The 18,683-nt window shown below is 57.6% G+C and carries 14 protein-coding genes; 13 read left to right on the forward strand and 1 reads right to left on the reverse strand.

The annotated features are described in order from the left end of the window. Nucleotides 1–246 precede the first annotated feature (246 nt). The 4 genes from AADJ11_RS17520 to AADJ11_RS17535 are packed head-to-tail and all read left to right on the forward strand — an operon-like array spanning nt 247 to nt 5,061. Nucleotides 247–1,884: a glucan biosynthesis protein G gene (locus AADJ11_RS17520; protein ID WP_341235732.1), complete on the forward strand. Its 1,638-nt coding sequence runs from the start codon at nt 247–249 to the stop codon at nt 1,882–1,884. Further along, nucleotides 1,881–2,108 (forward strand): hypothetical protein, encoded by a 228-nt coding sequence (locus AADJ11_RS17525; protein WP_341235733.1) that lies wholly within the window; start codon nt 1,881–1,883, stop codon nt 2,106–2,108. The genes AADJ11_RS17520 and AADJ11_RS17525 overlap by 4 nt, the downstream gene beginning before the upstream one ends. Further along, the gene (gene mdoH / locus AADJ11_RS17530) at nt 2,109–3,917 is read left to right on the forward strand and encodes a glucans biosynthesis glucosyltransferase MdoH (RefSeq protein WP_341235734.1); all 1,809 of its coding nucleotides are present in this window, start codon (nt 2,109–2,111) and stop codon (nt 3,915–3,917) included. A gap of 13 nt (nt 3,918–3,930) precedes the next feature. Further along, nucleotides 3,931–5,061, forward strand: a complete 1,131-nt coding sequence (locus AADJ11_RS17535) for an OpgC domain-containing protein (protein WP_341235735.1) — start codon at nt 3,931–3,933, stop codon at nt 5,059–5,061. 5 nt (nt 5,062–5,066) lie between these two features. On the opposite strand, the gene AADJ11_RS17540 is transcribed toward AADJ11_RS17535, so the two are convergent. Continuing rightward, on the reverse strand, nt 5,067–6,941 hold the full coding sequence (locus AADJ11_RS17540) for an FAD-binding monooxygenase (protein WP_341235736.1): 1,875 nt from the start codon (nt 6,939–6,941) through the stop codon (nt 5,067–5,069). Nucleotides 6,942–7,034: 93 nt separating this feature from the next. On the opposite strand from AADJ11_RS17540, the gene AADJ11_RS17545 reads away from it, so the two are divergent. From AADJ11_RS17545 to AADJ11_RS17585, 9 genes are all read left to right on the forward strand, one after another. Continuing rightward, complete coding sequence (locus AADJ11_RS17545; protein WP_341235737.1) at nt 7,035–7,478, forward strand: MarR family transcriptional regulator; 444 nt, start codon at nt 7,035–7,037, stop codon at nt 7,476–7,478. 42 nt (nt 7,479–7,520) lie between these two features. After that, nucleotides 7,521–8,801 (forward strand): flavin-dependent oxidoreductase, encoded by a 1,281-nt coding sequence (locus AADJ11_RS17550; RefSeq protein WP_341235738.1) that lies wholly within the window; start codon nt 7,521–7,523, stop codon nt 8,799–8,801. A gap of 120 nt (nt 8,802–8,921) precedes the next feature. Beyond that, nucleotides 8,922–9,683, forward strand: a complete 762-nt coding sequence (locus tag AADJ11_RS17555; RefSeq protein WP_341235739.1) for an SDR family NAD(P)-dependent oxidoreductase — start codon at nt 8,922–8,924, stop codon at nt 9,681–9,683. 24 nt (nt 9,684–9,707) lie between these two features. Next, nucleotides 9,708–10,868: an acetyl-CoA C-acetyltransferase gene (locus AADJ11_RS17560; protein WP_341235740.1), complete on the forward strand. Its 1,161-nt coding sequence runs from the start codon at nt 9,708–9,710 to the stop codon at nt 10,866–10,868. Nucleotides 10,869–10,973: 105 nt separating this feature from the next. Further along, a complete protein-coding gene (locus AADJ11_RS17565) occupies nt 10,974–11,951 on the forward strand; it encodes a nitronate monooxygenase family protein (protein ID WP_341235741.1) in 978 nt (325 codons plus the stop codon). A gap of 91 nt (nt 11,952–12,042) precedes the next feature. Beyond that, nucleotides 12,043–13,608 carry a gamma-glutamyltransferase family protein gene (locus AADJ11_RS17570; RefSeq protein WP_341235742.1) on the forward strand — a complete coding sequence of 522 codons (1,566 nt, stop codon included), beginning with the start codon at nt 12,043–12,045 and terminating at the stop codon, nt 13,606–13,608. Nucleotides 13,609–13,616: 8 nt separating this feature from the next. Then, nucleotides 13,617–14,888, forward strand: a complete 1,272-nt coding sequence (locus tag AADJ11_RS17575; RefSeq protein ID WP_341235743.1) for a glycerate kinase — start codon at nt 13,617–13,619, stop codon at nt 14,886–14,888. A gap of 246 nt (nt 14,889–15,134) precedes the next feature. Beyond that, on the forward strand, nt 15,135–18,227 hold the full coding sequence (locus tag AADJ11_RS17580; protein ID WP_341235744.1) for a CHASE domain-containing protein: 3,093 nt from the start codon (nt 15,135–15,137) through the stop codon (nt 18,225–18,227). 85 nt (nt 18,228–18,312) lie between these two features. Continuing rightward, nucleotides 18,313–18,678, forward strand: coding sequence for a response regulator (locus AADJ11_RS17585; protein WP_341235832.1), 366 nt, complete (start codon nt 18,313–18,315; stop codon nt 18,676–18,678). Nucleotides 18,679–18,683 lie beyond the last annotated feature (5 nt).

The raw sequence follows: 18,683 nt of genomic DNA on the forward strand, positions 1-18,683 counted from the left end.
ACGGATAACGTGGCACGTTTCCCCGCGATTATAACCCCGGTGGTGTGGATACTTGCCCATACGTGCCGAAACTCGCCTGTTCAGACGGGGCGGATTTGCGAAAACTCGCTTGTTCTCAATCGGTTCTGCATATTTCTGTGGCGGCGCATCGAAACCGGACATAATGGATCATCTAACATGGATTTGTCCTGCGACTGAGTCGTTTGGGCTTGGGCCATCTTTCTTTAACTAAGTTATTGGGTTTCAATGTTAAATAAACCTGGATCCCCTAAGCAGGATCTGTTCCCTCTGACCCGCCGCAGCCTCTTGGGCGCGCTTGGCAGTTCTGTCGCTGTCATTGCGTTGTCGCGCGGTGCAATGGCGCAGGATATCGTGGCGACCGAGAGTGAGGCCGCTGTTGAACCAACAGCGCCCGCGGTGCCGCAACCGTTCTCGTTTGAATGGCTCGACGCGCAGATGAAACGGGCGTCTGAGGCTGAGTATGTGCCAAGCGGTGACGCGCCAGAGGTCATCGAAAACCTTGATTATGATGATTACCGCAAAATCCAGTTCGATCCGAAACGGTCGCGGTGGCAGGATGATGGTGGGTTGTTCCGTTTGCACGCCTTTCACCCGGGGTGGCTGTACAAGCAAACCGTCGCCATTCACGAGGTCGTGGACGGGGTGCAAACGCCGATGGGCTTTTCCACGGATGATTTTCTGTATTACGAAGACCTTGCCCCACGGGTGCCGCAGCATGCGCAATTGCCGGGCGTCGCCGGGTTTCGCCTGAACACGCCCCTGAACCGGGCCGATATGTTTGATGAGCTGATCGCCTTTGTCGGCGCGTCGTATTTCCGCGCCTTGGCGCGGGATAGCAGCTATGGCCTGTCGGCGCGGGGGCTTGCGATCAACACAGGCCTTGGCCGCGAAGAGGAATTCCCACGGTTCACCGAATTCTGGCTGGAACGCCCGAAGGCGGGGCAGGAAAACGTCGTGGTGTATGCCGCACTCGACAGCCCGTCCTGCACGGGGGCCTACCGTTTTGTGATCCGGCCGGGCGCTGAAACAACCATCGACGTCACGGCCAAGCTGCATTTCCGCAAGGATGTGGAACAGTTGGGCGTGGCCGCGCTGACATCGATGTTCCTGTTCGATGAAAAGAACAGCGATACATTCGATGATTATCGCCCTCAGGTCCATGACAGCAATGCGTTGATGGTGGTGCGCACCGATGGTGACGTCTTGTGGCGGCCCCTGAATAATCCGCCGCGTCTGGCCAGCACCTATCTGAACGAACCGAACCTCAAGTCCTTTGGCCTGATCCAGCGCGACCGTGATTTCACTGATTACCAAGATGCAGGCGCGCAATACCAAGATCGCCCGTCGGTTTTGGTCGAACCAAAGGGCGAGTGGGGTGCGGGTGCGATACGGTTGGTTGAAATCCCGTCCGACCTTGAAGGCAATGACAACATCGTCAGCTTTTGGGTGCCGTCGGAAAAACCGCGCGCTGGCGAAAGCCGCGAATATTCATATCGTTTGCGGTGGGGGACACTTGGCACCAACCGTGACGGCGACCGCGCGTGGATTGTGAACACGCTGGCGGGGCAGGGGGGGACGTCGGGTGTCTCTGGTGCCAAAGCATCGCTGCGCAAGTTTGTGATCGATTTTGACGGTGGCCTGATGGCCGATCTGCCGCCAGATGCCGAGATGGAGCCTGTGGTGACCCTGTCGCACGGTAAAATCCAGCACATTGCCCTGTCCAAGATCGAAAACACCACCAAATGGCGGCTTGTGATCGATGTTGATGGCGGAAATGAACGTCTTGTGGAACTGGTTGCCCATGTCGCGGGTTTTGGTCGGAAGCTGACCGAAACATGGATTTATCAATGGATGCGCGCATGAGTACCCAGAGTGCTATGAATTCACGATCCGACCTCTCTGCGTTTGAACTCCGCAAAGCGGCAATCTTGCGCGATGGTGCCTTGCCCGATGCCCCCTTGGCGATGCCACGGCAGGTGATTGAACTGCCGCGCGTCACCGTTGTCGATAGCGCGGAACGCGGGTTGCGGCGGGTGATGTCTGTCATCGCGCACAGCTTTGGCTTTGTGGCGCGTGGCCGCTCGTAAATGAACGCTAAATCCTTTTCGGGCAGCGTGCTTTCGGCGCGTGTCTTTGCATTGGTGATGAGCATTGGCCTTGGCACCGGTGCGGCTGCGCTGTTTTTGCAGTTCGGTTCGGCGGATGGCTATCAGCTGGTCGACGGGGTGCGCGCCGCGTTGGTGTTTATCACGACGTTTTGGCTGGCTTGGGGTGCGATGCAATCGGTCGAGGGGCTGATCGCCATGCGTCGCGCTGCTGCCCCGATGACAACGCCGATTACTAGCCGCACGGCAATCCTTATGCCCGTCTATAACGAAGACCCCGGCGCTGTTTTCGCCCGCGTGGCCGCGATGGATGATGCCATCGCACGCCTTGGGCTGACGGATCATTTTGATTTCGCGATCCTGTCAGACACCCAAGATGCCGCTGTGGCGGCCGAGGAGGAACGCTGGTTTGTTCATCTGTGGGAGGACCGCCAGCAGGATGCCCGCAAGGCTAACGGCAAAGCACGACGGTTCTTCTATCGCCGTCGCCATCGCAATACTGGGCGCAAAGCTGGCAATATTCAGGAATTCTTTGAAACCTCTGGGGCGAATTACGATTTTGCGCTGATCCTGGATGCGGACAGTTTGATGGAAGGGGCGACCATAGCGGAGATGGTGCGCCGGATGCAGGCCGCGCCAGAACTGGGGCTGCTGCAGACCTTGCCACGGATTATTGGCGCGCGGTCCCGGTTTGGCCGTGCGATGCAGTTTGCGGCCGGGTTTTATTCGCCCGTATTTGCCCAAGGGCAGGCCGCGATGCAGGGGGCCACGGGGGCGTTTTGGGGGCACAACGCCTTGGTCCGTGTGCGCGCCTTTGCCGAAAGCTGCGCATTGCCCGAACTGTCTGGCCCACCCCCCTTCGGCGGCCATATCCTAAGCCATGATTATGTCGAGGCCGCCCTTCTGGCGCGTGCTGGCTGGGTGGTGCGTGTCGATCCCGATCTTGAAGGTTCCTTTGAAGAAGGGCCGGAAAACATGATCGACTTTGCCAAGCGTGACCGGCGTTGGTGTCAGGGAAACCTGCAACATGTCCGCGTGATTTCCGCGCCGGGGTTGAAAGCCTGGTCGCGGTTTGCGCTGTTCCAAGGGATCCTCAGCTATATTGCGCCGCTGTTCTGGATGATGTTCTTAGCGTCAAATCTATACGCCACGGCAACCGCGCCCGAACCTGATTTTTTCCCAGAACCCTTTCAACTGTTTCCGGTTTTCCCGTCTGATCAAACCTCAAAAGCGGTCGGTGTTGCGGTTGGGGTGTTTGGTTTGCTGGTCCTTCCCAAGGTGCTGATCCTTTTGGATGCTGCCCTGCGTGGGCGGGTGTCGCAATTTGGCGGGGCGCTGACCGCCCTACGGGGGATGCTGCGGGAATTGGTGATGTCGTCGATCAATGCGCCGATCATGCTGATGTGGCAAACCCGCGCCGTGCTTCAGGTGCTTAGCGGGCGTGACGGCGGTTGGCCCGCGCAAACCCGCGGCGATGGTCGGTTGACCCTGACCGAGGCCTTTGCCGCGGGGTGGTGGATACAGCTTTGGGGGATTGGGGTTATTTTCCTGACCTATAGTTTCGCCGCTAACCTGCTGCTTTGGGTGTTGCCGATTGGTATTCCGCTGCTGCTGGCACCTGTGGTGATCTGGTTCACATCGCAGCCCTCGGACGGGGTGGTTTTTGCCACACCAGAAGAACTGTCCTTGCCGCGTGTCATTGCGGATCATCATCGGATCATGGGCCAATGGGCGCAAACCCCGGTTTCATTCGCCTCGCCCGCTGCGCATTCCGCGCCTGTTCCAGCCTGAAATGTCTGCACCCATGCCCCTAGCCAGCCACCCTGTGTCCGCGCGCGACCCGCGTCTTGATTTCTTTCGCGGCTTGGCGCTGGTGATGATTTTCATCAACCACGTGCCGGGCAATCCGCTTGAGGTCTTTACAAACCGCAACTTCGGCTTTTCTGACGCGGCCGAGGGGTTCGTGTTTATGTCCGGCATGGCGGCAGGCTTGGCCTATCCGATGGCATTTGTGCGCTTGCCGCTTTGGCGGGCGGTGGTGAAATGCTGGGGTCGCGCGTGGACGCTGTATTCGGTGCATTTGGTCATTACGATGATCAGCTTGGCGATTATGATGGGGTCCGCGTATTGGTTTGGTGCTGAAAAGATGTGGGGTATCAACAATGTCGCCCCGTGGATCGAGGCACCTGTTCAGGCTACCATCGGCATTGCCACTTTGGGGCATCAGTTCGGGTATCTGAATATCCTGCCGATGTATGCGGCTTTGCTGCTAATGACGCCGGTCATGATCTTGGTCGCGCAACGCAATATGTGGGTCATGCTGGGTGGGTCGTTGTTGTTGTGGGTTGTTACTGGCGAAACCCGGCTGAATATCCCTGCGTTTCCCAACCCGGGCGGGTGGTTTTTTAACCCGTTTGCGTGGCAGTTTCTATTTGCGATTGGTCTGGCCACCGGGATGCGGTTGAAATCCGGCAGGCGGCTTGTGCCGAATGCAGCGTGGGCGAAATGGATGTCGCTGGCGTTTTTGGTCTTTGTTCTGGCGTGGATGAAAATTGATATCGTTCAGTTCTATGGTCGGGCCGGTCTTTCGTTCCTGCGCGACCACGGCTTTCCCTTCTACATCACAAGTTTCGACAAAACCTTCCTTGCTGCGCCGCGGTTGCTGCATCTTTTGGCGCTGGTCTATTTCCTGTCGACGCAAACGTGGGTTCTGCGCCTGTCGGCCAGCCGTTGGGTCTGGCCCGTTGAGCTGATGGGGCGGTTTGGGCTGGCCTGTTTCGCGCTTGGGACGGTGTTGTCCATACTGGGTCAGTCGATCAAAGCGGCGTTGATTTACGATCCGTGGATCTTTGACATGGGGTTCGTTTTCGTGGGGCTCGCGCTGCAAATGGGGTTTGTGCGGATCAAATGGCAATTGGCGCAAAAACCGGGGTGAGGGGCCTAAGGCGTCAGGACCCTTTCAAAAAATTCCGACAATTCACCATATGCGTCCAAGGGTAGAATTTCGGCGATATATTGATCGGGTCGCACGATCACGATGCAGCCCTTTGCCCTGTCGATTTCACGCATGTCGAAAATATCGGATGACGGATCAGCGCTGAATATCTTTTCATAATCCGTCAGGCGATGTTCCCCCTTTTGGGGCAGCAGCAGCGGTGTCAGACTGCGCAGGTCGATATCGCGGTGCTGGGTTTGATAAATGGCCCGCAGATCAATGACGGAATCGATGTCAGCACCATCGGGTGTCATTTTGACGATGGGCGAGGATTTCGACCCTAAATAGCCGCATAGCGCCTGCAAATCGTCGTCTTGCCCAGCGAATGCCAGAATACGCCAGCGGCCATCCGCCTTTAACATATGCCCCAGATGCACCGGTTTTGCATCTGCAACGCGGATCACGGGCGCTGAGTGAAAACGCATACCCACAACCAGCCCTTTTGCCAGATGTTGGTGCCGCGCATCGCTGATCAGTGCGGAGGGGCCGTAATGCAGGGAGGTTCCGGCGGTAAAGCGGCCCTGCTTTTGGAAATAGCGCTGAAACTCTGCGGGATCGACCGTGTCTTGCCCGGCATCCTGCGCTGTCTTAGGCCGTGCGCTGAACATCTTGGCAAAGGCGCGATCGAAGTCGATCAGCTCCTGCGCGATGGCCTGACGTTCAGAGGAATAGCTGTGCAAGAGTGCGGGGGCAGATTGCCCGCGCAGGACCGCCGCCAGTTTCCAGCCCAGATTAAACGCATCGCCCATGGAGACATTCATGCCTTGCCCGGCTTTGGGGCTGTGGGTGTGACCGGCATCGCCTGCGATAAACACCCGTGGGTCGGTATCGTTTTCAGCGTCATCAAACTGGTCGCACAGGCGTTGGCCGATCTCGTACACCGACCACCACGCAATTTCTTTCACCTCTAACGTATAGGGGGCCATGATCCGCTGGGCGGCGGCGATCAGTTGCGGTGCAGTGATGTTTTTCTGCGAGACGCGCTCATCCGGGTTCAGCTTGTCCAGCTCGATATAAAGCCGCACCAGATATCCGCCTTCGCGCGGGATGATCAGAACGGAGCCCTCAGTGGCGGAATGGATCACGGATTTCAGCCGGATATCCGGAAAGTCGGTTTCGACCAGCACATCCATAACGCCCCATGCCTGATTGGCGGCATCGCCAGACAGATCGCGCCCAATCGCGCGGCGCACACCACTGCGCGCGCCATCGCAACCGATGACATAGCGGGCATGGATCGTCTCGATAACAGGGTCCGGGCCGTCGGGCTTGTGTTCAATGGTCACGGTGACGGGATAATCGGCGCTGTCGTCGCGGGTCAGACTGATAAATTTGCGATCATAATGCGGTTCCAACCGCCGCGGGCCTTGGCGTATCACATCAAGGTAGAAATCATGCACCCGCGCTTGGCTTAGGATCACATGGGGCATTTCCGACAGCCCGTCTTCGGTGTCTTGGATACGGCCACTGCGGGCGATATGGTCGGGCTGCGTAGGGTCAGGTTTCCAGAACGTTGTTTCGTTCACCCAATAGGCCTCGCGCAGGACCCGTTCGGAAAAGCCAAAGGCCTCGAACATCTCGACCGAGCGGCAGGCGATGCCATCGGCCTGACCCATTTGTAACGGGCCGGATTTCTGGTCGATGATGCAGGTCGATATATCGCCAAAAGCGGACAGCTGCGCCGCAAGGGTCAGCCCGGCGGGGCCGCAGCCAACGATCAACACGTCGACCTGTGCCGGGGGCGTGGTGGGATGGCCGGTGCCGATGGGGCGCGCGATGTCGGGGCTGCCGGTGCGAAAGCCATTCAGGTGATACTGCATCTTGCCCCTCCAGATTAATAAGTACACTTACTATAAGAGGTCTTTCATGACCGCGTCAATATGATAAGTATACATATCAATTAGAGGTGACACATGCCCTTAACCGCGATGCCCGGCCATCTGATCCGGCGGCTGCACCAGCTTTCGACCGCCACGTTTTCTGAAGGGATGAAGGCGGCGGGTATCGATATGACGTCGGTGCAGTTTGCGGCCCTGCAGACGATTCACGACACGCCCGGCATCGATCAGGCCCGCCTTGCGCATCACATCGCCTATGATCGGGCGACCATCGGCGGTGTGGTTGACCGGCTGGAGCGTAAAGGCTGGGTCACCCGCAGTATCAACCCCGAGGATAAACGCGCGCGGCAGGTCGCGTTGACGGGGCGGGGGAGGGCGATTTTGCGAAAGGCCGCGCCGATTATCAGTGACCTGCAAAGCGACATCCTGAGCGGGCTATCGGATGCCGAGCGTGCGCAGTTTATCGCATTGGCGAACAAGGCGGTGGGCGTCGAGGGCGGGTTTGACCCGTCGCGGTGATCTGCTAACACATCCTAAATTTTTTCAAAGGTGGTAAGTATTATGTCCCAACCCCATGTCCTGATCGCTGGTGGTGGCATTGGTGGGCTGGCCCTTGCCTTGACGCTTGATCAGATTGGCGTGCGCTGCACGGTGTTTGAATCGGTGCGCGAACTGAAGCCCTTGGGCGTCGGGATCAATATCCAGCCAAACGCCGTGCGCGAGTTGTTTGATATGGGCATCACCGCCGCCGATCTGGATCAGGTCGGATTGCCCGCGCGTGAATGGGCTTTGGTCGGGCAGCAGGGGCAGGAAATATACGCCGAACCGCGCGGGACCGAAGCGGGTTATAACTGGCCGCAATACGCGGCACACCGGGGCAAGCTGCATATGCTGATGTATGACGCGCTGATTGAACGCGCTGGCCGCGATGCCGTGCAATTGGGGGCAAAGGTCACTGGTTACACGCAAAATGACGACGGAACAGTCAGCGCACAGATCGCCCACGCCGATGGCCGCGAGAGCGTTGAAACAGGCACGTTGCTGATTGGTGCGGATGGTATTCATTCGGCGATCCGCGCGCAGATGCACCCCGATCAGCCGCCGATCCATTGGGGTGGTGCATTGATGTGGCGCGGTACGACGCGGGCGAAACCCAGCCGGACGGGATCGTCTTTTATCGGGCTGGGCACGCATCTGCAACGGATGGTGATCTATCCGATTTCGCAGGTGGATGATCAGGGCTATGCCGATATCAACTGGATCGCCGAAGTCACGTTTGACGAAACCGAAGACCGTAAAAGCGGCTGGTACAAGCCCGCCAAGGTTTCGGATTTCATCCATCATTTCGAGGGCTGGACCTATGATTGGCTTGATGTGCCTGCGTTGTTGAACGGTGCCGAGATTGCCTATGAAAACCCGATGATCGACCGTGATCCAGTTGAGACTTGGGTCGATGGGTCTGTGGCGTTGATGGGGGATGCCGCCCATGCGATGTACCCGACCGGGTCAAACGGGGCCAGCCAGGCGATCATAGATGCCCGCACAATCGGGGCGTTTATGCTGGAGCATGGTGTAACACCCGCCGCGTTGAAAGCATATGATGACGCGCTGTGCGGCCCTGTGTCAGAGCTGATCCTGCGCAACCGTGGGGCAGGGCCGTTTGGCCTGTTGAACATGGTGAATGATCGCTGCGGAGGTGAGTTTACCGACATCAATGATGTGGTCCCCGAGGAAGAACGCAACGCCTTTATGGCGCGGTATAAAGCGGCTGCCGGTTTTGCGATTGAGCAGCTGAATAATGCGCCGCCGACGATTGCCCAAGGGGCCAAGGTAGTCCAGTAGCGGGCTGCGTATTATTCTGCATCTTTCCGGCTTTTCGATTGAATTCCCCCGCGCCCCGCGCAACATTCCCGTCAAATTCAATATCGGGGGCGGCGCAGGCTGCCAGGGGGAAGACAGACTATGGAACTTCAAGGGCAAGCGGCAATTGTAACAGGCGGCGCATCTGGTTTGGGCGGCGCTACAGCTGAAATGCTGGCCAAGGCCGGTGCCAAGGTCGCGATCTTTGACATGAACGCCGAGATGGGCGAGGCCAAAGCCGCCGAGATTGGCGGCACCTTTTTCAAGGTCAATGTGACAGATGAAAACGCCGTGGCGACCGCGATTGCGGATGCCGAAGGTGTGCATGGCAAGGCGCGTATCTTGGTGAACTGTGCGGGCATCGGACCACCGGCCAAGGTTGTCAGCCGCGAAGGCGACGCGCTGCCGCTGGAGAGCTTTGCCAGTGTAATCAACGTCAACCTTTTGGGGTCGTTCAACGTCTTGTCGAAATTCGCGGCGGCGCTGCACAAGGCTGACCCCATCGGGGAAGAACGCGGCGTGATCATCAACACCGCGTCGGTTGCCGCGTTTGACGGACAAATCGGGCAAGCCGCCTATGCCGCGTCCAAGGGCGGTATTGTGGGCATGACCCTGCCGATTGCCCGCGAGCTGGCGCGCTATGGTATCCGCGTGATGACAATCGCGCCGGGTCTGTTCCTGACGCCGCTGCTGGCCAGCCTGCCCGAAGAGGCGCAAACGTCGCTGGGCGCACAAGTGCCGTTCCCCAGCCGTTTGGGTGACCCATCGGAATACGCCAAAATGGTTGGCGCAATCATCGACAATCCGATGCTGAACGGGGAAACGATCCGCCTTGATGGCGCGATCCGTATGGCACCGAAGTAACGATCTTTCCGGGAGGGGAAAACCATGGCTGACGCATATATCGTTGAAACAGTTCGCACGGCTGGTGGGCGGCGCGGGGGTGCTTTGCGGGACTGGCATCCGGCAAATCTGGGGGCCGAAGTGTTGAACGCACTGGTTGCGCGCAGTGGCATTGATGGGGCAATCATCGACGATGTGATCGTGGGCTGTGTGACCCAAGCGGGGGAGCAATCATTCGCCTTTGGGCGCAACTGTGTGCTGGCGTCCAAGCTGCCCCAATCGGTGCCCGCCGTGACGATCGACCGGCAATGCGGCAGTTCGCAACAAGCGGTGCAATTCGCGGCCCAAGCGGTCATGTCCGGTACGCAAGATGTGGTGGTGGCCATGGGTGTCGAAAGCATGACCCGCGTGCCGATGATGTCGAACGTGACCTTGCACGCCAAGGCGGGTTTGGGCGAGGGGCCGTTTAGTGACCGTATCGCGGAACGCTATGGCACCAAGAACTTTAGCCAGTTTATCGGGGCCGAGATGGTCGCGCAAAAGCACGGGTTTAACCGCGAGGAACTGGACAGCTTTGCATTGAAAAGCCACCGCCGGGCAACGGAGGCCAGTAATGCGGGCGCGTTTGATGCTGAAATCGTGCCGCTGGCCGTCGAAGGCGGCATGCATACCCGCGACGAGGGCATTCGCGATGATGCCACATTAGAGACTATTTCAAACGTAAAGCTGCTGGACCCGAACGGCATGATCTCGGCCGCGAATGCGTCGCAGATTTGCGATGGTGCTGCAGGCGTGTTGGTCGTGTCCGAAGCGGCGTTGAAAAAATACAACCTGACCCCCAAGGCGCGGATTGTGAACCTGACGGTGACGGCGGGTGATCCTGTGATCATGCTAGAAGAACCATTGCCCGCCACGGACCGTGCGTTGGAACGCGCAGGGATGAAGATCGACGATATTGATCTGTTTGAGGTGAACGAAGCCTTTGCGCCGATCCCGATGGCGTGGCTCAAACACACCGGTGCCGATCCTGAAAAGCTGAACGTAAACGGTGGTGCGATTGCGCTTGGCCATCCGTTGGGGGCGTCGGGGGCGCGGTTGATGACGACGCTGGTGCACAGCCTGCATGCGCGGGGCAAGAAATACGGGTTGCAAACCATGTGCGAGGGCGGCGGCATCGCCAACGTCACGATCATCGAGGCCGTTTAGACGAAATGATGCGCTTGGGGGATAGCGGACGCAACGTTTGTCATTCCCTAAGCAGCCAAGCCCTGACAAGTTGCAGGCAAAAGAACGCTTCCCGGAGGAACCCCCATGACGCTACCCGCAATTTTCGACACTCTGCGCATTCCGCTGATTGGCAGCCCGCTGTTTATCATCTCGAACCCAGACTTGGTAATCGCCCAATGTAAGGCCGGGATCGTCGGCAGTTTTCCGGCGCTAAACGCCCGCGAGGCCGAAGGCGAACCGATCGAGCTGGACCGCTGGCTGACCCGCATCAAAGAAGAGCTGGACCGTCACAACCAAGCAAACCCCGACAATCCGGCGGCACCCTATGCGGTGAACCAGATCGTGCATAAATCGAACGCGCGGCTGGAACGCGATGTCGAAATTTGCGTGAAGCACGAGGTGCCGTTGTGGATCACGTCGCTGGGTGCGCAAAACTGGCTGAACGATGCGGCCCATGGTGCGGGCGGCGTGGTGTTGCATGATGTGATCAACAACCGCTTTGCGCATAAGGCGATTGAAAAAGGGGCCGATGGCCTGATCGCAGTGGCGGCCGGGGCAGGGGGGCATGCGGGCGCGTTGTCGCCGCTGGCCTTGATCCAGGAAATTCGCGAATGGTTTGATGGGCCGTTGTTCTTGTCCGGTGCCATCGCAAGTGGTGCCAGCTTGCTGGCGGCGCAGGCGATGGGTGCTGATGGCGGCTATGCCGGGTCTGCATTTATCGCGACCAAGGAAGCCAATGCAGATGAACGCTACAAACAGATGATCGCGGATTCAGGCGCATCGGATATTGTCTATTCCGACCTGTTTACCGGTGTCTGGGGCAACTACCTCAAGCCGTCGATCGAGGCGCAAGGCATGGACCCCAACAACCTTGAGCGGTCAGATCCGTCGAATATGAATTTCGGGACCGACCGTGAAAAACCCAAAAGCTGGAAAGAGATTTGGGGCGCAGGTCAGGGCATTGGCGCTGTTAAGTCAGTGGTGCCCGCAGCCGAATTGGTTCAACGCTTTGCGACTGAATATGCAGCGGCGCGCCAGCGGTTGATTGATCAGACTGCATAAGTTGGGTGCGGGAAACCGCATCATTTCTGAACTGCCATAATATGCGATTTATCTGCTTGCGTCCGGCATAATTCCGGTCGCAGGATGGGGTATGAAATTTGATACACCCTATGATATTCGCCGCGGTCCTTTGCTGGCCCGTAATGTGGTCGCAACATCGCAACCTTTGGCCGCACAAGCCGGGCTTTCGATGCTGTACAAGGGCGGAAACGCCATTGATGCGGCCCTTGCTGCCGCGATTGCGCTGACGGTTGTTGAACCGTCGGGCAATGGCCTTGGCAGTGACGCATTCGCGATTTTGTGGGATGGCGACGCGCTGCACGGGTTAAACGCGTCGGGCAGATCGCCAGCGGGGTTGACGGCGACCCAAGTGACAGAACGCGGGTGGGGCAGCGTGACGGTGCCGGGGGCGGTATCAGGCTGGGTTGCGCTGTCCGATCGGTTCGGGGCGTTGCCGTTTGAAACCCTGTTTGGCCCTGCAATAGACTATGCCGAAAACGGGTTCCCCGTGTCGCCGATTATCGCGCGGCTTTGGGAGATTGCGGGCAAGGCTTTGGGCCAGCAACCGGGGTTCGCAGAATGCTTTTTGCCCAATGGCCGCGCGCCGAAAGCAGGCGAGATATTTCGCAACCCCGCGCAGGCGAAATCGCTAAAGCTGATTGCCGAAACCAAAGGTGCTGCTTTCTATACCGGTGTTCTGGCTGAACAGATCGTTGCGGATGCAGCGCGCCACGGGTCGGCCTTGGCGATGTCTGATTTGGCTGATCATAGCCCCGATTGGTGCGGCACCTTGAGCCAAGACTATGCTGGCGTGGCCTTGCATGAAATTCCACCAAACGGGCAGGGCATTGCCGCGCTTAGCGCGCTTGGTATTCTGGGTCATTTCGATCTTGCAAGCCACGCCCCCGACAGCCCGCAAGCGCTGCATTTGCAGATCGAAGCGATCAAACTGGGCCTTGCCGACGCCGAAGCGTTTGTAGCGGATCCCGCCCATATGGATGTGACCCCCAGCGAGATGTTGAACCCTGCGTATTTGGCACGGCGGGCGGCAGAGATTGACCCTGACAAGGCGAAAACCGCTGTTGAAGGCGCGCCAAAGCATGGCGGCACGGTTTATATCACGGCGGCGGATGCGTCGGGCAAAATGGTGTCGTTGATCCAATCGAACTACATGGGTTTTGGGTCGGGCGTTGTTGTGCCTGATACAGGGATCAGCCTGCAAAATCGCGGGGCAGGGTTTGTAGAAACCCCCGGTCACGCAAACCAGATCGGGCCAAGCAAACTGCCGTTCCAAACGATTATCCCCGGCTTTGTCATGCAAGATGGTGCCCCGCTGATGAGCTTTGGCGTCATGGGTGGGCCGATGCAGGCGCAGGGGCATGTGCAAATGGTGACGCGGATGATGGTGCATGGGCAATCGCCCCAAGCTGCCAGTGATGCGCCGCGCTGGCGCTTTGTCGCGGGGGTTGAGGTGGCGGTGGAAAGTACCATGCCGGATGAGACCGTCGCCGCGCTGGAAAGCATGGGCCACAAGATCACTCGTGAAGCACCTGATAACGCCTTTGGCTTTGGCGGTGCGCAGCTGATTGCGCGGCAGGGTGACGGGTATGTCGCCGGGTCTGACCACCGCAAAGACGGCTGCGCGGTGGGGTTTTAGGTAAAGCGATGGCAACGATCACCCCAGAAACGCTTTTGCGCGACTTGTTCGATGTTGCCGTCGAAGTGGCCGACCCGATGCAAAGTCTGGCGCGGTTTTTGCCGTCGCGCCCTGCGGGGCGGGTTGTGGTGATCGGCGCAGGCAAAGCCAGCGCGCGCATGGCCGAGGCGGTCGAGGCCGAATGGGGCCCCTGCGAGGGGCTGGTGATCACCCGCTATGGATATGCGCGGCCCTGTCAGGGGATCGAGATCGTCGAGGCGGCGCATCCTGTACCGGATCAGGCGGGGGTCACAGCCACACAGCGTATGATTGCGTTGCTAGAGGGCTTGGGCGAGGGTGATTTTGTTTTGGCGTTGATCTCAGGCGGCGCGTCGGCTTTGTTGGTGGTACCTTCGGGTGAAATAACGCTCGCCGAGAAACAGGAGGTCAACCAAAGTCTGCTGGCGTCTGGCGCGCCGATCCAAAAGATGAACGTGGTGCGCAAGCATTTGTCCCGCGTCAAAGGCGGGCAGCTTGCTGCGGCGGCGTACCCCGCGCAAATGTTGGCATTGATGATTTCCGACGTGCCGGGTGACGATATGGCGATGATCGGATCGGGGCCGACGGTGGGTGACGCCAGCACGGTCACGGATGCGCTGGCCATCTTGGACAAGTGGGATATCGCGGTGCCGCCTTCTGTCAGCGCCGCACTTGCGCAGGGATCGCAGGTGGTCACGCCCGGGGACACGCGACTGTCCCGTGTGACGAACCAGATTTACGCAGCCCCCAAGCAGTCGCTGGATGCCGCCGAGAAGCACGCCCGTTCGATGGGATTGGATGTTGTCCGGCTTGGCAATGATCTGGAAGGCGAGGCGCGCGATGTCGCCCACGAGCACGCACAACTTGCACGTGCAACACAGGCCAAGCTGAAGGCAGGTGATCCGCCTGTCGTGATGCTGTCGGGTGGTGAGCTTACCGTGACGCGGCGCGGCGATGGTATCGGCGGCCCGAACGCCGAGTATTGCCTCGCATTGGCATTGGCTTTGGACGGTGCGCCAAATATCTGGGCGCTGTCCTGTGATACGGACGGTGTTGACGGCGCGGACGAGGTTGCGGGCGCATGTATTGGGCCGAGCACCCTTAGCAAGGCCAAAAATGTTCCCGTCGACCCTGTTAACGCATTGAAAAACAACGATGCACATGCTTTTTTCAAACAAGTTGGCAGCCAGATTGTGACGGGTCCGACCCTGACAAACGTTAACGATTTTAGAGCGATTTTGGTGTATCCTGAGGCTTCTTAAGCTTGCGGGGTATCTTTATGGCTCTCATTGTTTCATCATTTGCAACAATATCTTGCGATTCAGGGGCTTTTGGGTTGTTTGAGAGTCTAGCACAACCTATAACTGCATAACGTCCGCCTTGCTTCACCGGGCTGTGGGTGCTGGCACAAGATTAAATGGGTTAAGTGGTTGTTTAAACGTCTCGATATAATTTTGGTGGTCTTGTGTGTTTTGATAACCTTCGGGGTCTTCGCCGAGAGTTCACGAATGGGCAAAGCGGCAGCCAATGCAGAGTTTCAACGCATTACTGATATCGCTCTTCAGGCGCTAAGAACGCGCTTGGATATCTATCTCCAAAGTCTTAATGGCGCGGCGGGCATGATGCGGGCATCAGAAAGCATCGAAGTCGATGATTTCGAGATATTTGCCAGCAGTCTGAACTTGAAAGAAACCCTGCCGGGGATAAACGGAATTGGCTTTATCGAACCTGTACTCGCCGGCGAGGTGCCGGAATTTGTCGCCGGTATGCGCGCAGCGGGTGTCGAGAATTTTACCGTACATCCGGAAACGGACAGCGACGTAAAATATATCATCAAGTATATTGCGCCAACCGACATCAACGCGGCGGCGGTCGGCCTAGATATTAGTTTTGAGCAAGGACGCCGCGACGCCGCGAACCGTGCCCGCGAAACAGGACTGCCCCAGTTAACGCCGCGCATTCTTTTGGTGCAGGATGACACGGCGCAACCGGGTTTTCTTTTGTTGCGGCCATATTTTGACGCTGACGATTTTAAAGGTTGGGTCTATGCGCCTTTTGTCGGGCGTAACCTGTTGGAGGGATTGAATCCCCAGCAGGGGCGGCTGTTTGAATTCCAAGTTTATGATGGAAGCGCAATTGACGACGATGCGTTGATTTATAGCACCCATGAACATGAGCACATGGATAGGCTTTATACTGCCAGTTATACCGTGGATATGTTCGGCCGCCAATGGACGCTTCACTATCACAGCACGGCCCTATTCAACGGCGTTCACGCCACGCGCGCGCCGTATTTCTTGCTGTTTGGCGGTTTGCTGCTTTCTATGATGTTGGCGTTCGCGATGCGTGCATTGCGACTGCGAAACGAAAGCCTAGCCGAGGTCGCCAGTTTGCGGGCGAAAAAGATCAACGCCCGCGAGGAAGAAAACCGGTCTTTGGTCGAGAATACGGTCGTCGCCGTGATGATTTTGGACGAGGACAGCAATATCGTATTTGCCAACCATGCGGCGACAAACTGCTTTGATGGCAAGCGCGATGGGCTGAACGGCCTGTCTTTTTCCGATTTTGTGACCGAGCTTTCGGAAGATGACGCGCATCAAAGTTATAACGCCTTGGGTCACACGCTGACCGGGCGGGAATTGTTTCTTGATTTGCATACAAACGGCTGGGTCACGTCATCTGGCAAACGCCGGACCACCGTGATCTTGCGCGATGTCACCACGGATGTCGAAATAGCGGATGAGTTGGTGGTCACCAAACAGCGCTTCGACGCGGCCTTGTCCGGCTCGCAAATCGGCGTGTTTGAGATTGACCTTAAGACCGGCACGTCGGTCGTCTCGCATACGTGGCGCGACATCATGGATATCGACCAAGAGATCGACAACCCTCAAGAAGTGTTCATGGAGCGGATCCACCCGGATGATATGACGCTGCTGCTAGAGGCCGATCGCAGGTGTATCCGAGGTGAAACAATCCGGTCGATCGCTGAATACCGCGTGGCATTTGGCGACAACTGGCGCTGGATGAGATCGGATGCCGTCGTGGTTCAGCGCGACGAGGACGGCAAAGCGCTGCGCATGGTCGGCACACAAACTGACGTGACCGAACTGCGTCATTCCCGCAATGCGCTTGAGGCGAGCGAGAAGCGGTTCCGCGTTGTGCTTGAGGCGGCACCGGTGGGTATGGCGACGCTTAACAGCGGTGGCTTTTTCATTGGTGTGAACCCCGCGCTGACCGAGCTGACGGGCTACTCTGATATTGAGATGCTCAAGGATTTCAATTTGGACCGGATTATCCCCAAAGATGATATGGACCGGATGATCGCCGCGGTACTAAGCACCGTGCACGCGGGCACCCAGGATGTGTATCGCGAGGAGTTCAGAATCCTTCACAAAAACGGTGGACACCGGTGGGGCTTGTTCAACATCACATGGAACTATGACAAAAACATAGGATCCTATGTGTATATCGCCCAGGTCGTCGATATCACCGACAAAAAGAAGATCGAGCAGATCAAAAGCGAATTCGTTTCAACCGTCAGCCACGAACTGCGCACGCCGCTTACATCCATCAAGGGTGCATTGGGCCTGATTGAAATGGCCGCGCGTGACAAGCTGCCTGCATCGGCCCTGCGGTTGGTACAGATCGCGCAATCGAATTCGGACAGGTTGACCGATATCGTGAATGATATTCTGGACCTTGAAAAGATTTCCTCGGGCGAGATCAGCTTTAACATGGTCGAGGTTGAGCTGTGCGAGTTGGTCCGGTCTGCCCAAAGCGAAATGATGCCCTTTGCCGTCACGCATAAGACCAAGCTCGAACTGATCTTGCCTGATGAAGAACTGTATGTCGTCGCGGATTCAGGACGGATGATGCAGGTCATGGCCAACCTGATTTCGAATGCGTGCAAGTATTCTTACGACGATACTGATGTGACGGTGACGGTCGAAAAGCTGGATGATGTTGCCATCGTCTATGTTCAGAATATCGGGGCAGGGGTGCCTGAATCGTTCAAAGGGCGCATTTTCCAACGGTTCTCGCAAGCAGACGGATCGGACACACGTGCCAAAGGTGGTACCGGTCTGGGCCTGAACATCACCCGAGAGATTGTCTGGCGGCAAGGCGGCGAAATCGGCTTTGAAAGCAAACCTGACGGCCCGACTGTGTTCTGGTTCACCTGCCCGATTGCACAGGCGTCCGAGGTACAAACGCCCGCGCTGCAGCGGTCGTCGCGCCCCGAGCCCGGCAAACGGCTAAAGGTTTTGCATCTCGAGGATGACGAAGATTTCGCCGAAGTCATCCGCGCCGGGATCGGCGCCTATGCTGACGTGCATAACGTGACTCGGATCAGGAATACCCGCAGCTTGCTAACCGGCGAGACGTGGGATGTGATCATTCTGGATTGGACCGTACCGGATGGGGACGCGTCAATTTTGCTGGATGAAATTATCGAGAAACAACCAAATGCGCGTATTGTTGTGCTGACGTCAGACGGCATACGCGCAAAAGATGAGCGCGTTTGTGAGCACATTGTGAAATCTCATGCTGATATGGACCGCATTATCGATTGCGTTATTAATTTTGCCGAAAACGGGGCATAATTCAATGAAACCTTGGGCTTAGACTTTGCCAGGTGGCCGGGTCCAACCCTAGAGAACAGATGATTTTTTACTTGGGAGGGTAATGGTGATAAAAATTCTTCACGTTGAGGATGACGAGTCGATCCGCGAAATCGTGGATCTCGCGCTAGAAATGGCGGGCGGTTTTGAAGTTGTCCAATGTGACAGCGGTGAAGCCGCTCTGGCGCGGGCAAACGACTATATTCCTGATGTTCTACTGCTTGACATGATGATGCCCGGATTGACCGGCCGTCAGACATTGGAGCTGTTGCGCGAACGGCCAGAGTTTGCCGAAATTCCTGCGATCTTTATGACGGCGCGGGCACAGCCAAACGAGATGGACGAGTTACGGCAGATTGGTGCAGTCGACGTGATCAGCAAGCCGTTTGACCCGATCACATTGGGCGACCAGATTAAAGCAGTGCTTGATTAAAGGGG

Source organism: uncultured Sulfitobacter sp., assembly GCF_964021855.1.
Taxonomy (GTDB): Bacteria; Pseudomonadota; Alphaproteobacteria; order Rhodobacterales; family Rhodobacteraceae; genus Sulfitobacter.